The sequence below is a fragment of the Paraburkholderia sp. BR10936 genome (genome assembly GCF_040965735.1).
Taxonomy (GTDB): Bacteria; Pseudomonadota; Gammaproteobacteria; order Burkholderiales; family Burkholderiaceae; genus Paraburkholderia; species Paraburkholderia nodosa_A.
The window spans coordinates 274,455-290,398 of the sequence record NZ_JBFRCM010000013.1 but is presented as its reverse complement, the minus strand read 5'-3'; the positions used below and the strand labels follow the sequence as shown (position 1 = coordinate 290,398).

Annotated in this window: 15 protein-coding genes; 5 read left to right on the top strand and 10 right to left on the bottom strand. The window is 61.1% G+C overall.

What is annotated here, in order from left to right:
* Nucleotides 1-334: 334 nt before the first annotated feature.
* Entirely contained in the window at nucleotides 335-1,249 is a 915-nt protein-coding gene (locus tag AB4Y36_RS26250) for a LysR family transcriptional regulator (protein ID WP_302057559.1), read from the bottom strand.
* A gap of 94 nt (nucleotides 1,250-1,343) precedes the next feature.
* Here AB4Y36_RS26250 and AB4Y36_RS26245 point away from each other — a divergent pair, with 94 nt between their 5' ends.
* Complete coding sequence (locus AB4Y36_RS26245; RefSeq protein ID WP_368684528.1) at nucleotides 1,344-2,321, top strand: zinc-binding dehydrogenase; 978 nt, start codon at nucleotides 1,344-1,346, stop codon at nucleotides 2,319-2,321.
* 641 nt (nucleotides 2,322-2,962) lie between these two features.
* Here the strand turns inward: AB4Y36_RS26245 and AB4Y36_RS26240 are convergent.
* The 4 genes from AB4Y36_RS26240 to AB4Y36_RS26225 all read right to left on the bottom strand — a co-directional run bounded on the left by AB4Y36_RS26240 (nucleotide 2,963) and on the right by AB4Y36_RS26225 (nucleotide 7,473).
* Nucleotides 2,963-4,018 carry a hypothetical protein gene (locus AB4Y36_RS26240; protein WP_368684527.1) on the bottom strand — a complete coding sequence of 352 codons (1,056 nt, stop codon included), beginning with the start codon at nucleotides 4,016-4,018 and terminating at the stop codon, nucleotides 2,963-2,965.
* A 125-nt stretch (nucleotides 4,019-4,143) separates the two neighbouring features.
* Complete coding sequence (locus tag AB4Y36_RS26235) at nucleotides 4,144-5,511, bottom strand: hypothetical protein (RefSeq protein ID WP_368684526.1); 1,368 nt, start codon at nucleotides 5,509-5,511, stop codon at nucleotides 4,144-4,146.
* Nucleotides 5,489-6,748, bottom strand: a complete 1,260-nt coding sequence (locus AB4Y36_RS26230) for a hypothetical protein (RefSeq protein ID WP_368684525.1) — start codon at nucleotides 6,746-6,748, stop codon at nucleotides 5,489-5,491. The genes AB4Y36_RS26235 and AB4Y36_RS26230 overlap by 23 nt, the downstream gene beginning before the upstream one ends.
* A gap of 44 nt (nucleotides 6,749-6,792) precedes the next feature.
* A complete protein-coding gene (locus AB4Y36_RS26225; RefSeq protein WP_342947617.1) occupies nucleotides 6,793-7,473 on the bottom strand; it encodes an NAD(P)-binding domain-containing protein in 681 nt (226 codons plus the stop codon).
* A gap of 138 nt (nucleotides 7,474-7,611) precedes the next feature.
* On the opposite strand from AB4Y36_RS26225, the gene AB4Y36_RS26220 reads away from it, so the two are divergent.
* A complete protein-coding gene (locus tag AB4Y36_RS26220) occupies nucleotides 7,612-8,070 on the top strand; it encodes a nuclear transport factor 2 family protein (RefSeq protein WP_368684524.1) in 459 nt (152 codons plus the stop codon).
* Nucleotides 8,071-8,199: 129 nt separating this feature from the next.
* Nucleotides 8,200-9,111 (top strand): LysR family transcriptional regulator, encoded by a 912-nt coding sequence (locus AB4Y36_RS26215; RefSeq protein WP_342947280.1) that lies wholly within the window; start codon nucleotides 8,200-8,202, stop codon nucleotides 9,109-9,111.
* Nucleotides 9,112-9,186: 75 nt separating this feature from the next.
* Here the strand turns inward: AB4Y36_RS26215 and AB4Y36_RS26210 are convergent, their stop codons facing one another.
* Nucleotides 9,187-10,098, bottom strand: a complete 912-nt coding sequence (locus tag AB4Y36_RS26210) for a LysR family transcriptional regulator (RefSeq protein WP_368602187.1) — start codon at nucleotides 10,096-10,098, stop codon at nucleotides 9,187-9,189.
* 212 nt (nucleotides 10,099-10,310) lie between these two features.
* Between AB4Y36_RS26210 and AB4Y36_RS26205 the strand changes: the two genes are divergently transcribed.
* Nucleotides 10,311-11,288 carry a zinc-binding alcohol dehydrogenase family protein gene (locus tag AB4Y36_RS26205; RefSeq protein ID WP_368684523.1) on the top strand — a complete coding sequence of 326 codons (978 nt, stop codon included), beginning with the start codon at nucleotides 10,311-10,313 and terminating at the stop codon, nucleotides 11,286-11,288.
* 43 nt (nucleotides 11,289-11,331) lie between these two features.
* Here the strand turns inward: AB4Y36_RS26205 and AB4Y36_RS26200 are convergent, their stop codons facing one another.
* The 4 genes from AB4Y36_RS26200 to AB4Y36_RS26185 are packed head-to-tail and all read right to left on the bottom strand — an operon-like array spanning nucleotide 11,332 to nucleotide 14,020.
* Complete coding sequence (locus tag AB4Y36_RS26200; protein ID WP_368684522.1) at nucleotides 11,332-12,264, bottom strand: MBL fold metallo-hydrolase; 933 nt, start codon at nucleotides 12,262-12,264, stop codon at nucleotides 11,332-11,334.
* A 53-nt stretch (nucleotides 12,265-12,317) separates the two neighbouring features.
* On the bottom strand, nucleotides 12,318-12,716 hold the full coding sequence (locus AB4Y36_RS26195) for a cupin domain-containing protein (RefSeq protein ID WP_368684521.1): 399 nt from the start codon (nucleotides 12,714-12,716) through the stop codon (nucleotides 12,318-12,320).
* A gap of 23 nt (nucleotides 12,717-12,739) precedes the next feature.
* Nucleotides 12,740-13,219, bottom strand: coding sequence for a carboxymuconolactone decarboxylase family protein (locus AB4Y36_RS26190; RefSeq protein ID WP_069266424.1), 480 nt, complete (start codon nucleotides 13,217-13,219; stop codon nucleotides 12,740-12,742).
* 45 nt (nucleotides 13,220-13,264) lie between these two features.
* Nucleotides 13,265-14,020: an SDR family oxidoreductase gene (locus AB4Y36_RS26185; RefSeq protein ID WP_342947277.1), complete on the bottom strand. Its 756-nt coding sequence runs from the start codon at nucleotides 14,018-14,020 to the stop codon at nucleotides 13,265-13,267.
* Nucleotides 14,021-14,202: 182 nt separating this feature from the next.
* On the opposite strand from AB4Y36_RS26185, the gene AB4Y36_RS26180 reads away from it, so the two are divergent.
* On the top strand, nucleotides 14,203-15,792 hold the full coding sequence (locus AB4Y36_RS26180) for a winged helix-turn-helix domain-containing tetratricopeptide repeat protein (protein WP_368684541.1): 1,590 nt from the start codon (nucleotides 14,203-14,205) through the stop codon (nucleotides 15,790-15,792).
* Nucleotides 15,793-15,944: the final 152 nt, after the last annotated feature.

Here is a 15,944-nt window from a genome sequence, read left to right as displayed (position 1 = left end):
GCCCCGAGGGGCTTTGTTGTACTCGCGACGTCCGATTAGCGCAAATTCGGCGTATCGAACTCGATCGATCTGATTGCCTACCGCTCACCTCCGGAAAAAGTTGGTGTTTCCACACACTCTGGGTCGGACTATGCCTTTTGCATGACGCGCATGTGCCAAGTGTTCAGCGCGCGGCGCCGTCGGGATCTACTCGGACCAGAAAGAGACAGTGGACGTTGATGCTGTAGGTAACATTCGAGCAACGGCCGTTCAACCGAATTAGCTCAAGCGCGAACACCGAGGTTGTATGCCGTGCTGTCAAGTTCGTACACGGCAATAGACCGCCATTTTGGAATCAGTCCGCGGTTGAGATTTTAAAGCTCGGGGCGCGGTCTCTGATGTGCTGCCAAAGCAAATTGGCGATTGGCCCGTGGGGCAAATCGCGTCGGCGCGCCGCGGTTATCTCGACGCGTCCGCCTTGCAGATGTCGCCCGCCGATTGAGAGAAGACGTCCATCGCGTAGATCGCTCTCAATCAGAAAATCGTGCAGATGACCCCAGGCCGCGCCCTGCAAAATGATTTCCTTCTTCATCAACTGATCGCCGACCGACCACGTTTGGGCGCCCTCAATGATGTAGTAATTCGGCCGCGCGATATGGCGTGCCGTGTCGCGAATGACGCACTGAACGTATCCGCGCATTTGCTCCGGCGTGATCTCCTCCGAAATGGGCATGCGAAGAAAACCCGGCGCGACGACAGGGATGAGTCTGACGGGACACAGATCGATGTACTCGAGCCGCGGATCCGCCTTGTCGATGTGATGAATGATCAGATCGGCTTCGCCGTCAAACAAGCGTTCCCACGGACCTGCAATGGCCTCCACATGCAAATGCAGTTGCGTCGCAGGATGACCGTCGAAGAAAGAACGAAGCAGTGCGAGTACCTCACGCACGGGTGAGAGATCGCCGATCACGACGCGAAGTTCGCGCTCCTCGCCCATGGCCAGTTGCTCGGCATGGTTCTTCAGTCCGCGAAGCTCTTGAAGGAATACGCGCACGTGGTCATGAAACGAGCGACCCGCGTCGGTCAGTGCCACGCGATAGCCGCTCCGATCGAGCAAGGTCAAGCCAAGCTGTCCTTCGAGGTTCTTCACCGCGGCAAACACCGTCGGCTGCGTGCGCAAGAGCTTTTCGGCCGCGGGCTGGAAACCGCCTTCCGATACCACTGCGTCGAAGCACTGCAGCTGATACAACGTCAGGCCCTCGATCATCGACGAGTCCTATTAACTTGATCAAAACTTCATTATTTTTAACAGAATCTCCGATCTCTAATATTAGACGACACTCACTGATATGGAGATTTTCATGCGTGCCATCGTTATCAAACAGTACGGGGGACCCGAGGTACTGAGCATCGAGGAGCGTCCTGATCCGTCCCCGCGGCTCGGCCATGTTCTCATCGAGGTGAAGGCTTTTGGCGTGAATCGCGCCGAGATGCATATGCGCGAAGGAAAGTGGCCCGAGGCGACTGAGATAAGCGGAATCGAATGTGTCGGGACTGTGCGTGCCGATCCGGATGGCCGGTTCGTGCCGGGTCAAAAGGTCGTCGCATTCATGGGGGGCATGGGCCGAAAGATAAATGGAAGCTATGCCGAGTTGACCAGTGTCCCGGCAAGCAATGTCGTTGCCGTGAATACCGATCTGACCTGGGAGCAACTCGCGGCGATTCCGGAGTCGTATGCGACGGCATGGGCAGCCCTCTTTGGCAATCTTGATCTTGAGTCCGGACAGACCTTGGTTGTTCGTGGCGCCACGTCCGCATTGGGTCGGGCGGCGGTGGATATCGCCGCTCATGCCGGCGTTCGGGTTATCGCCACCACGCGTAACCCGGCACGCGCGCCGTCGCTCGAAGCGCTCGGCGCCAAGGAGGTGTTGCTCGAGGCCCCTGATCTTCCACAGCGTGCGCGCGATTTGCATCCTGACGGCGTTGACGCAGTGTTGGAATTGTTGGGCAACAGTACGGTAATCGGTTCGCTGACCATGGCCCGGCGGCATGGTCGCCTTTGTCTGGCGGGATTTCTGGGTGGCACCGATCCGATTAACGGCTTCATGCCCGTGGCCCAGATGCCGAGTGGGGTGCATTTCAGCTTCTTCGGCAGTTTTATGTTTGGGGCGCCAGCGTTTCCGACGGCGGAGATTCCAATGCAACTCATCGTCGATCGCGTGGAACATGGTCAATACAAAGCGATGGCCGCGCGGGTCTTCCGATTTGAGGAAATCCGCGAGGCCCATCGGCTGATGGAGACCGACAGCGCGAATGGAAAGATCGTCGTACGGTTGTGAGTGCAACTATCAAAGCGGCGGCTCGACCACCCGCATAAACCCTCGGACACCTCGTTGGAGGCCTTCGACCTTCATATTGGATCCAGCGGTGAATCCGCACCCAGCATCCGTCACCGGCGTGTCCAGGCGAATGGCCGTTGTGCCATTTCCAGGTTCGGCCAACTTCGGCCAGTCGACAACGGGGCGAAGTTCGTCGACAATGCCTCGGCGCGAATAAACGGGTAGGAGATGGGAAATGACGATCTTTTGGACGTTGAAAAGCATCCCTGAGCTGGCAAATCTAAGCGCGAGAGAGAGACGCGCGTATTGGCGACGTGCCTTTCGTCGAACATGGCGGCATTGGGAGACATGGGCCGGCCTCCTCGGGTGCGCCATATGCGCCGGAGTAGGTTCTGGACTGGGTGCGCTTGCTAATCACACTGTCGTCGGAGCGATGATCGGCGGCGGTGTTGGCGGATTCGTGTTCGGACAAGCGACGGTGCATGTCGCCCGTTTACATTACAAAAACGTACTGCTCAACCGAGACCGTTAAGCAATCGGGCAACTAGCTTGATGCGGCTCCTTCGCTCGAAATCGTTGCCAATCCACACGTCCCGTGGCAAACGACTGGCCGCCGAGGCCAAGGGTTGCCTCCACAATCGTCACGCGGAATTCGCCGGCCGTGTGAGTTCGAAGCGAATCGTGCGGTTGGTGCGTTGCGCGCTCGATTCGCGGTGCGCTCGCAGCGGCCCGTCAAAAGCCTCGAACAGGGTGTTGCCGCAGACGTCTTCAAGGTCCGGCGCGACGCGAATGGCGGGCCGCGTCGCCGTCCAGGGCGAATCCGGCGTAAAGGTCCAGCGTCTTTCGCCCTTTTCGATCGCGACTCGCCCTGTTACCGGCCGTTCGTCGTCGCCCACGACCACAATCGCGCGCCGCAGCAACGCCCAATCCAGCGGCCTGGGAAACACGATCTCCAGAGGTTGACAACTCTGCGCCGCAGGAGGCAGAACCGTCCAATGCGCGAGCGCAACGGGCTCCCGGACCGCCTGAGCGACAACGAACGGCTTGTAGAAATTCTGCCGAAGCGGACGACCGGATGAGTCGACCATTGCCGAGCCGATGGCCAACGCGTAGCGTTGCCCCAACCTCAGCGGCGGACCCAGTTCCCGATTGGGACCGACCCAGCGTTTCAGCCTGCCCGGATCCAGCAGAACCGTCAGGCATCGCATGCTCCTGTCCCAAAGCTCCAGCGCAGGCCGATAGAGCACGTCGTGCGCAGGCCGTCCATTGGGGCCGATAAGACTAATCTGCGTTTCGGCACCGCCACGCCGCATCGGGCTGGAAAAGCAAACGTAGAAGCGAAGCAGGTTTTCCGGCAGGACATCGGCGGATGGAAAGACTTCCGACACCGAAGCCGGGTCGACCCCGATGGGGTTCGGTAGCGAGAATTCGAGCGTCAGCACGTCCGCATGCCCAATACAGCCGAGCGGCCGCAAATCGAAGCTTGCTCGATAGCGAACGCCCGGTTCGAACGGAAAACGCGGAACGAATCGCACCCCGGCCTCCAGAAGCTGACAGCAGCCAGCCACATCGGGAAGTTCGTCGCCTTCCCGCATGGCTGCATCGATAACGTTCACACGCAGCACGGGTTGCAGGTGGCGGCCCGTCCCCGGGCGTTCGACGACAAGCGCAGCAAGATCTGCATCGAGGTTGTGCACGCAAACGCAAGCCACCCCGCTCCTCTGGGTCTCGTGCTCGACTCGCAGTGTTGGCTGGAGTGTCATCGGCATCCTTACTCGGTCGCGTTGCGCGATATTCTGCGGCCGGCTGATCTCGCAACCGGCTACGCGTGGTCGATCTCGTTGCGATGTTCGCGGTAGTGGAACGGATCGGGACCATTCGGCCAGTTCATTTCCGCCATTCCCAACCGGCGGTCGAAGAAGTACGGAACCATCAGCGTGCCGATGTCCAGCCGCCAGGACGTCTTCGGATGCCGCCAGATGACGACTGCCCACCGTGGATCGAGAATCGCGATATGTTCCGCCCGGATCGGCAGATCGCGCTGCGTACGCCCGAGGCCGCCCGGCCCGAAGTCGATGGGACCACCGGTCGGCTCGGGTTTCGCGGTCGTCAACTCCGCAGCTTCGATACGCGACGCGCTGCGTACGTCGATGGTCACGAGCAAGTAGTCCTTATTGTCCGTCGGATCGGTATAAGTCAGCATATCCAGCGGATTCGACCCATAGCCCAGCTCGCCGATCGTGTCCCCACGCACATGCGCGCCATCCTTCAAATCTTCCAGGCGGAAGCGAACGAGCGGCGTGCAACCGTACACGGCAAACAGGTACGGTTTTCCATCCATCTCCCGGATCAGTTGCCGCACGATCGGGGCGCGCGTTTCGAACTCCCCATGCGTCGGGTGCCAGATTTCGACGGTGCTCGTCGACAGGCGGGAACGGAACGGGTACGGGATGCGATACAGCGTCGATGCAAAGCGCTGATTCGAGATTCCTGTGACGAAAACCTCGCCGTTGTAGTACTTGACGTCCGTAATCGCATAGACCTGCTGGGGCTCGAACTCCAGCATCGCGTTCTGGTCCGGCTCGTTTGGAATTACCGTTTTCGAGTGCGCAATACCGTCGAGTTCCAGCAACTCGAGCTTGCCGTGATTGACCTTCACAATCGCAGCCATGGCGCCTGGTCCGCTGCCGCGCTCGACCGACATGAAAATCTGTCGCGACGGCTGATGGATCGCCATATCGTTGATGACGATATTGCCGACTGTCGTCCCGAAGAGCGCAGCGAGCTTCTGATCCACGCCCAGGACCAGATCGCGGCCTTCGAAGTTATGAAAATTTCCCATTTCCACGTCGGCCTGAGAGGTCACGTCCGAATCCTTCAGTGCAAACGCATGAACGGCCGCACCTGTGATATCGCCGACGAAGAGGACATTGCCGGGCCCGAACTCGAGGGCTCCCGCAGACTGGAGTGGACCGCCCGGCCGCGGTGTGCCGCCCTCCTCTACATCAGCCCTGGTCTTTTCGCCCGCGGCCAGCGCCGGGCCCGCCAAGGCAAGCATGAGTGCCGAAGCCGAGCCAGCCCGCAGAAACTCGCGCCGCGCACGGGCCTCTTCCGCCATACCGGATGTTGTCGTGTGATCCATTGCGTTCCCTGGTTGTCGTTCGGTGCTAGATGGTGGCGAATCCGCCACCGGCAGCCGTCAATCCACCGCTGACCTCGAGCGCGTCGATTGCGCCGTGCAGTTCCAGCGGATTGACGCCTTCGCCATGCGTGATCAGGCCGCCGGCGATCGCGATCTTGCGCGCCGATCCTCCGGGCTTGATGCTGAGCGCTGCCGCCGCAAGCCGGACAACGACGCCCTTGACCAATGAGTCGCCGGTACCGCCCCACGTCTCGATGCCCCGGCGGACCGTGATTTCGCCGACAGGTTGGCTGATCTGAATGCCCACTGCGCCATCGGCATGCGTGACGACGCGCTCGAATTGCGCCGACCGCACGGTGCCCGTGTAGACATTGAAACCGCGCGATCCCTGGCCGAACGTCTCGATCAACGCGTTGACTTCGAGCCGCTCGAGGGAGCCGAAATTCACGAAGCCAATGCCGCTCGGCCCGTGGGACGTGACCTCCCCGTCGACGATCCAGCGATCGACGGCTCCCCAGTTGTCGAGCACCATGTCATTCGGACCGTAGGTCGTCACCGGGCCGTGATTGTGCACGCTGGCCACGAATGCGCCCGACACGACGAATACGCCGCCGGTAATGCGATCCGGCGTGCCGGGCGCGATGCCGCCATCGCTATGGACGGCGCCTGTCTCCAGCCGATTCGCCACGACGCGCCCGCCCGCCTCTCCGGCGCCGCCAACGAAGATGCCGCTGCCGCGAACCGGCGCACCGGCACGGCCCGCCGAAAGCCCGGTGAGGTCCGCCGTGATGACTACGCCGTGGTCTTCGCGCTGATTCCAGAGCGTGAAGACGCCGGGAACGACTTCGACGCCGTATCCCTTCGGGCGCTCTTCATAGCCGCGGGCGTCCGCGGCCCCAATGTCGATATCGTGTGCTTCGACATGGCCGCCAGCCACACTGTCGCGGGCCAGCAGTTGCACGACGCCCGCAACATTCAGATGGCGCAGCACGAGCCGACCGAATCCGTCGACACGCGTGTCATTGAAAATGGCGCGCCGATCGGCGTCTGTGGCAAGCCGTAAGCCTTCTACCCGATTGTCGGCGGAAAGCTGGAGCCCGTCGCTGCCGGGCGCGAAGCGCAGGGCGGCATGTGCGTCGATGCCGGTCAGAGCCAAACCGGGCCGCAGGCGAAGGGCTGCCACCCCATCGATCTGCGCTGAAACGACGATATGCAGAACCTGGTCGTCGTCGACTGCCGTCTGCAATTCGGCGAGCGTGGAGACGGTGCGCGTTTCGGTGTTCACGATGAGTCGTTCCTCCATGATCTGATGAACGGCGCGCATGCCGCTTAGACGAGCGACACGGCCTCTTTGGCGCTGACCAGCTTGCCGAGCTGTCCATACTCGTGCAGATCGCCGCCAACCTCGATCCGGATCGACTGGTCGATGCCGCCCACGCGCAAAGGAGAAAACCCGCTGACGGTAATGAGTCTTGCTACGACCTCGCCGGCTTGCGCATCGTCCGCTGCATAAAACAGCACGGCCCGCTCCGGCGACCGGTTCGCGCCGGCCTCCAGCGATTGCGCACCCAGCGTGCCGAACGCCTTGACGAGACGCGCCCGAGCCGGGAGCAGCCCGGAAATCAGCACGCCAGAAGATTGCTCGTCAGGAATGGTCTTTCTGTATCCGCCCTTACCGTCCGGGGCGATCGGGTTTGACGGGTCCACGATGATCTTCCCCGCCAGCGCCTCACGATGCGTAACGAGAAATTGCCTGATCGCGTCGAACTGGATCGCCAGGACAATGACGTCCGCCTTGGCGACTGCATCCTCGACCGTCAGCGCTTCGGCATGGCTGCCGAGGTCTCGGGCCACCTCCTCTGCCTCGTCCGGCGTCCTTGCCGCGACGATGATCGTCTCGCCACCCGTTACCAGATTCTTCGCCAGCCGGGAGCCTATGTTTCCAAGGCCGATGATTGCCGTGCTCATGACAGTTGCGCTCCTTTCTGTTTCCCGCTTGCGTGACCGCAATGTGATCTGAATGGTAGCCAACCGTTCGGTCGACCGCTAACGGACAGTGCGGAAATCGGATTTCCATTTCTGGAAAGCTCACGCGAGCGGCCGCGTTTGTATGCTTGAGCGTGTGCCCTGATGAGGAGGAGAAAGCCCATGCTCGCGCCAACCGAAGTGCTGTCTTCGATACTCGAGAAGCCAACCGATATCGAGCGCGTCCGTTCGCTCGTCACACCTGACGTGATCTATGTTTCGCTCAACTACGACAATCCCGATCTGAAGCGGATCATGCCGTGGGCCGGTACGTCTCGTGGTCCCGAGAGCATCGTGAAGACCTTTATGGATGTCGGCCGCTACTGGCAGATTCAATCCTTCGAGCCGGAGGCGCTGTTCGGCACCGACGAATACGCCGCCATGTTCGGTCGTTTCACGTACCGGTCGACGGTACTCTCAAAGGTCGTGACGACGCCCTTCGCGGTGTTCGCCAAGGTCGAACATGGCCGCTGCACGTATCTCCAGTTCATGGAGGACACGTTCGCGACAGGCGCGTCGTTCCGAAGCGGCGGAAGCTGGACTTTTCAAGGCAATCCGAACGGCGAGCGAGTCGTGCTCTAGCCGACTGGTTCCTTTACCTCGCCAGGCGGACTGCCGCCTTGCTGCCGCCCGGTTGCGGCGGTAATCTGCGTCAGACGATGGAAGCTGCAGATCGCCAGCAAGTTGCAGGTCGAACGGAGCGTAACGGTAATGAAAGATCTCAATACGCTGCTCATTTTTGCGAAGGTCGTCGAGGCGAGCAGCTTTTCGGAGGGCGCGAGGCGGCTCAAGATGCCCATTTCCTCTGTGAGCCGCCGCATTGCCGAACTCGAAAATCAGCTGGGTGTTCGTTTGCTCGATCGATCCACGCATCACCTGAGGCTCACGGACTTCGGCACCGAAGTATTCGAGCTCGCAAGACAGGCCACCGAGGTCAGCGAAGCCGTCGACAATGTCATTTCGAACCGCCTGCCCGAGGTGTCCGGCGCCGTACGGCTGTGTGCGCCGCCAAACCTCTCCGACTCGCTGATCGTGCCTGTCGTCGAAGCCTTTCAGCAGTCTTACCCGAACGTGGAGGTCAAGGCGTTCATTACCGAACGCATCGTCGACCAGATAGCCGAGGACGTCGATATCGCGTTCAAGGTCGGAACCTTCACCGACGCGACGCTCGCAGCGCGCACGCTTCTGACTTACCGGCATCAGGTCGTTGCAAGTCCGAAGTACCTCGCCAGATGCCCGCCTCCGCAGTCGCCGCGGGACCTTCCCGCGCACCGGCTTTTCGCGTTCTCTTTCTGGAAGCCGGACTATAGCTGGAGCTTCGTTCATGTCAACGGCCGGGATACCGAAACGGTCTCCTTCCAGCCGACAATGGCCATGAACGACTACACCGGGCTCATTGTGGCGCTGCTCGAGGGCTGCGGCATCGGGGAACTGCCGCCCATCGTCCAGCCAGACCTCGTGCGCAGCGGGCAGCTCGTCGAGGTCTTGCCGGACTGGCATCTGCCTGTGTTCGACCTGACCATCGCCAACCTGCGCGACCGCTATCTGCCCCGGCAGGTACGCATCTTCAGGGACTTCGCCTCGAAGATGGTGCCCGGGCTCTTTGGCACCTTACCATCCTGAAAGGCGAAAACAGGCGATACCATCGAACCCGTTTCAACCATTCGAAATCATTCAGGAGTTCGAATGGTCTGCATCTTACTGCGGAAAATCCGGAAACAACACGGGTGCCATTTCAATCGCGAATTCCTTGAAGAGCCTGCACGGTTTCGAAATGTGCCGGTTGCCCAGGTACACGAGCGAGAGGTCGTATGTCGGGAGGCGCCACTGCGGCATCACCTCCACCAGCTTGCCCTCGCGAACAAGATCGGGCCGGACCACAGGGGGCAGTTCACCAATGCCGGCACCCGCCAGCAACATGGAAGCGAGGCCGGCAAAATCGTTCATCGCGAATAACGGCTGGAACGTGAGCGTCTGCTTTTCCCCTCCATTCTCGTGCACGAAACACCAGCTGCAATCCGCCTTCCAGTGCGAAAACGCAAGGAGGCGATGCTCGAGCAGATCCTGCGGCTTTCGGATCGCCCCGCAGCGCTTGAGGCACGCAGGCGTCGCAACGATGCGATGACGATAGGCCAGAAGGCGCCGCGCGACCAGCGACGAATCGCGCAATGCGCCAACCCGGAACACAAGGTCGACGCCGTCCGCGATATGTTCGACGTAGCGCTCGGTAACGAGTATCTGAAAACGCACGTTCGGATAGCGCTTCTGAAATTCCAGGACAAGCGGCGTCAACAAGGTGTCCGAAACGCTTGGCGGCGCCGAAAGGCGCAAGAGCCCCGACACGTCCGAGAGATGGCTGGACGCGACGCTGTCGATGGCCTCACCCAGCTCGACGCCTCGCACGGCTTGCTCATACACCTCCTTGCCGAGGTCGGTAAGGGTGAGATTACGCGTGGAGCGCTCAAGGAGCCGAACGCCCAGCGCCTGCTCGAACTCAGCGATGTGCCGGCTGACCGTAGAGACCGGCATGCCAAGCCGGCGTGCCGCCCCGGAAAGGCTGCCCGATTCGACCACCTTTGCGAATATCACCAGCGAGTTGAGGTTCGCCATCGCTTTTCCATCCTTGGAAAACCATTGTGCGCCAATCGTCGGCGGCGCCGCAAGGATAGATGCCAACCCGGAGCACGAGCGCCCACGTGACATATCATGGCACGCTGATCTTTCCGGAAGTGGAAAACGATTTTCTGCATTACCGCCTACCGGAAAATCGCAGCTGCTCTATGGTTTCGAATAGACACTCGCGAGCCGCAAAGGAGGCGTCGATGACGACCATGAAAGCAGCAGTGATCCACGAGCCCGGTGGTCCTGAGGTGCTCAAGCTCGAACAACGGCCTATACCGACGCCGCAGCGCGGCGAGGTACTGATCCGCGTGAAGGCGTTCGGACTCAACCGATCCGAAATGTTTACCCGCCAGGGATTTTCTCAGAGCGTGAAGTTTCCACGTGTGCTGGGAATCGAGGCGGTCGGCATCGTGGAAGACGCACCGGGAATGGAGTTCGCCAAGGGCGAGACGGTTGCCACCGCGATGGGAGGCTTGGGGCGTGAGTTCGACGGCAGCTATGCGGAGTACACCTGCGTACCTGCCCGGCAGGTACAAAAACTAGTCACTGGCTTGCCCTGGGAAACGCTCGGCGCAATGCCGGAAATGCTTCAGACCGCGTGGGGCTCGCTGTTCAAGGCCCTCGCGCTGAAAGAGCGGGACCGGCTGCTGGTTCGGGGCGGAACGACATCGGTTGGACTTGCCGCTGCGGCAATCGCCAAAGCGCACGGTGCGTTTGTGATTTCGACGACCCGCAATCCGCAGAAAGGCGACGCGCTGCGTGCGAACGGCGCCGACCGTGTCGTCATAGACTCGGGCACAATCGCGCAGGAGATCGGCGAAGTGTCGCCCGGCGGCGTGGATAAAGTGCTGGAACTCATCGGAACCACGACGCTGAAGGACTCGTTGCGCTGCGCGAAACAAGGCGGTGTGGTGTGCATGACTGGCATTGTTGGCAACCAGTGGTCGTTCGACACCTTCAGTCCGATGGAAGTGATACCGAGCACGGTGAAACTCACCATTTACGACGGCGGAGTCAATGAATTCATGGCGACGCCGTATGACGAATTGCTGGCGCAGGTGAAGGCCGGAACACTTCGCGTCCCCGTTGGGAAGGTTTTTCGACTCGACGAAATCGTAGAAGCACACCGGTGCATGGAAGAGAACATGGCCGGCGGGAAGATCGTCGTGCTGCCATGAAGGCGGCCTTCACGCCCGCCGATGATTGACAGGCGTTCATCAATCAGTAATCCCACTGCACCGGCACGAAACGGAAGCCTTTACCGTTCCTTGCAACGTGACCGATGGACGGGAACGCCACATGTGCTGCGGCCAGCAAAGCGCCGGTTTCAGCGGCGTCGGTGAGCAGCGCGATACGCACGTCCGCAGCCACGTCAGGATCGTGCTCGAAGCCATTCTGCCATTCGGGATGGTCGAAACCGACTTCGAAAATCGCGTCGCCTGCGAACGTCAGTTTCTCGCCGTTCGAGGCGACGTCTACGACGCAATGCCCCGGCGTATGCCCACCCGTTACGCGCGCCGACACGCCCGTTGCGACTTCGACGGTCTGATCGAACTGCATGATGTTTTCGCTGTAGAGTTCCGTGAACTTCGCAGCCGCTTTGCGGAGCGCGGGAGGAACGGCTTCCGGCATCACCGTCTTGCTGAAGTCCGGACTTTTCCAGAATTCCACTTCGGCCGCAGATACGTGAATGCGCACGTCCTGGCGCAGTCTGGCCTTAACGCCATCGACGTTCAGTCCGCCGACGTGATCCATGTGCATATGCGTAATCACGATATCGGTGATCGTAGCCAGGTCGATGCCAGCCGATTCCAGTCGCATCACCGACCGACCTGCACGGGTGAAGTATTCGAAACCGTCGCCCACACCCGAATCGATCAGGATCAGGCGTTCGCCGCTGCGCACGAGCGCAATATTCAGCGCCCAGTCGAACATGTCGCGTTGCAGGAAACGACCGTCGAACCATTCGTTGCGGTCCGCTTCGCTCACGTTGGTGGACATGGTCGAGGTCGGAAGCGGCAGAATGCCATCGCTGATCAGCACGACGTCGACGTCACCCACGCGCACGGCGTAGCGGGAAGGCACGAGTTCGACTGAACCTGCTTTGCCAAGGTTGGCGGTGACAGGCTGCACATTGCGGGTTGCTTTAGTCATTTTAAGTAATCCTATTAATAGATTTCGTGAGCCGCGCCGGGCGACGGCATGGTTTACTTCGCTGGCACGAGAACCGGTGCGCCCTTGTCCTTGAGCAGCACTACGATGAACGTCGCGGGCTTCGTCTGGCTCGCATTGCGCCCAACCGTATGAACGTCGTTCGGCCCCTCATAAAACGTCTGTCCCGGACCGAGCGCGACTTGTTTGCCGCCCCTGACCTGCATCACGATGTTGCCTTCCAGCACGTAGATGAAACCGTGCGCATTGTGCCGATGCACGGGGTCCGACGCGCCGGGCGGATATTCCACGCGGATCATCAGCGCTTCCTTGCCCGGATAGTCGTCCAGCGCCTTGGTCATCAGCGGCGTGACTTGTGCTTGCGCCGGCTCGTGCGCTTGCCCAGCGCCCCCAGCGAGCAGCAGCGATGCGATCAGCAATCTAGAAATTTGCATGACGCTACCCCTTTGCGCCGCGGTCAGGCCAGGCCCGACTTGTCCACGCCGAAGGCTTTGTCGTAGATCCCCGGCGGGATGCGGAAGCCGATGTTGACCCGGTTCCACGCGTTGATCGACATCACCTGGAAGGTGAGATCGGACAGCTCCTTCTCCGAAAACTGGGTCCGCACGCGGTCGTAGATTTCATCGCTCACGCCAAGCGGTGAAATCTGGGTCAGCGCTTCGGTCCAGGCCAGCGCGGCACGCTCGCGCGGCGTGAACAGGTTGGACTCGCGCCACACGGCGACGTGATGAAGGCGCAGCGGACGCTCGCCATGGATCGTGGCTTCCTTCACGTGCATGTCGACGCAGAACGAACAGCCGTTGAGCTGTGAGGCCCGGATATCGACTAGATGGCCGATGGATTCCTCGATAGCGGACTTCTTGAGCACGAGGCTGAATTCGACAAATTTTCTGAACAGTTCCGGGGATTGTTGCTGGTAATCGATGCGCTGGGTCATGGCATGTCCTTTATGGGGTTAAACAGAGGAAAATCGTTGCAGGAATCAGTCTTTCGCAACGGAGAGGCTGAGCCAGGTGTGAAAGCGCGTCGGGCCGACGCGATGGCCACTGCCGGCGACCAGGGTGCGGTCGTCGAGTTCGCTGCCGAAATAGCGCGCGTGGACATCGGCGATCACCGTGCGTGGATCCTTGTGTGCGGCGAGGAACTTGCGGGCCAGGTCGTCCAGCGGGAAGCGGTCCTGACCGGCGACTTCAATGGTGTCGTTCAATGGCATCCCCGCCGCAAGATCGGCGAGGACTGCGGAGACGTCGTCGGCAGCAACCGGCTGGATCAGCGCGGGCGAAAGGTGCACCTCGTCTCGCTGGGTGCCGGAGGCGATGATGCCGCCGACGAATTCGAAGAACTGGGTGGCGCGCAGCAGCGTGTACGGGACCGGCGACGCCTTGATCAGCGTCTCCTGCGCGGCCTTGGCGCGAAAATAGCCGCTTTGCTGCAGGCGTTCGGTGCCCACGACGCAGAGGGCGAGGTGGTGCTCGACGCCCGCAGCGTATTCGGCGGCCAACAGGTTGCGGCCCGCTGTCTGGAAGAAGGCCATCACGGCGTCGTCCTCGAAGGATGGCGCGTTGGCGACATCGACAACGACCTGCGCGCCTTCAAGCGCCCTCACCAACCCCTCGCCCGTCATCAAGTCCACCCCGGTCGAGGGGGATGCGGCCACCACTTCGTGCCCATCGCGGCCAAGCCGCCGCACCACGTTCGAGCCGATCAGTCCGCTGCCACCTATGACGACCACTTTCATGTTGCACTCCCGCTGGCCAAGTTTACGAAGGGCTTGCCGCCTTATCCGATGAGTGCAGTATGATTTCCGGACGCGGGCGCCGCTTTGCCTGCACCTTGTATTTCCGTCCAAAATTCCTTGATCTGCTTCATCGGCGCGCCGGGCACCCCATGCCCGGCGGCCTTCTCGCGCTGGAGCCCCGAATGCAATGGGTTTTCGCTGACTGCACGCTGGACCTGGAACGTCGCGACTTGTGCCGTGCTTCCCAACCGGTCGCCACGACGCCGAAGGTGTTCGATCTGCTGGTTTATCTGGCGAGTCATCGCAACCGTGTCGTGGGCCGTGACGAGTTAATCAATGCGGTGTGGGACGGACGCGTGATTTCCGAATCCACCATGGCGAGCCACGTCAATGCCGCGCGCACCGCGGTCGGCGATGACGGTCAGCAGCAGCGTGTGATCAAAACCGTGGCGCGCAAAGGATTCCGGTTCGTCGCCGATATCACCGAACGACCGCTGGCGCTTCAGTCCGGCGAGACAACCACGCCGTCCGAAGCATCGTCGCCGCACGCGGCGCAGCTCAACAAGCCTTCCATCGCCATCCTGCCGTTCGTCAATCTCAGCGGTGACCCGGAGCAGGATTACCTCGCCGACGGTGTGATCGAGGACGTCATCACGGCGTTGTCGCGATACCGCTGGTTATTCGTCGTGGCACGTAATTCCAGCTTCACGTACAAGCATCGAAACGTGGATGTGAAGCAGATCGGGCGCGAGCTTGGCGTGCGCTACGTGCTCGAAGGAAGTTGGCGCCGGGCACAGGGCCGCGTTCGCATCACCGGTCAGCTCGTCGATGCGAGCACCGGCGCGACTCATTGGGCTGGTCGCTTCGAGGGCGTGCTCGACAATATTTTCGAGTTCCAGGATCAGATCGCCGACAGCGTGGTCGGCGCAATTGCGCCGCAGCTCGAACAGGCGGAGATCGCTCGCGCCCGGTTCAAACCGACCGAAAGTCTGGATGCGTACGACTTCTACCTACGCGGCATGGCGCGGCTTCATCGAGGCACCCGCGAAGCGATTGACGAAGCGTTGCCGCTATTCCAGCGCGCGTTTGAGTGCGACCCGGAATACGCTTCGGCGTATGCAATGGCGGCCTGGTGTCATTGCTGGCGCAAGGTCAACGGCTGGATGCAGGATCGCCCGCGGGAAATGGCCGAAGGCGCGCGTCTGGCGCGCCGCGCGGTCGAGCTTGGCAGATATGACGCCGTGGCCCTGGCGCGTAGCGGGCACGCCCTCGGACATCTTGCCGGTGACCACCTGGCGGAAGGCATTGCGCTTCTGGATCGGGCGTTGGAGCTGAATCACAATCTCGCCGCCGCGTGGTTCCTCGGCGCATTCGTTCGCTTGTGGCACGGCGAAACCGAACAGGCGATCAGGCAATTTACCCATGCGATGCAGCTGAGCCCGTTGGATCCAGAACGCTACCGGATGCAGTTTGGGTTGTCTGCTGCGCATTTGTTCATGGGCAACTTCGTCGAGGCCACCGCGTGGGCAGAAAAGGCGATGCGGGATTTGCCGAGTTTCGGCCTTGCCCATGCAACGCTCGCCGCGAGTCAGGCCTGGCTCGGGAATCAACGGGAGGCTCGACAAGCTGCGATTCGTCTACGTGAACTGGTTCCCGATTTGCGTCTCGGCAACTTGACCGAATGGATGCCGATCCAGCGCAACGAAAATCTTGCCGTTTTCACGGAAGGCTTGGCCAAGGCTGGATTTAATCCACAACCCTGCAAGGATTGATGCGATCCGGCGAGCACACCGCTGTTACTTCATGACAGTTTCTCTCGCAGGTCAACGAGGCGCTCTCGCCGCCGTCCTGACGAGGAATGCGCGCGTGTCCAACTTCCCGCGTCGGCCGGATCGGTCGTCTACACGTGCTTCCCGATTCATGG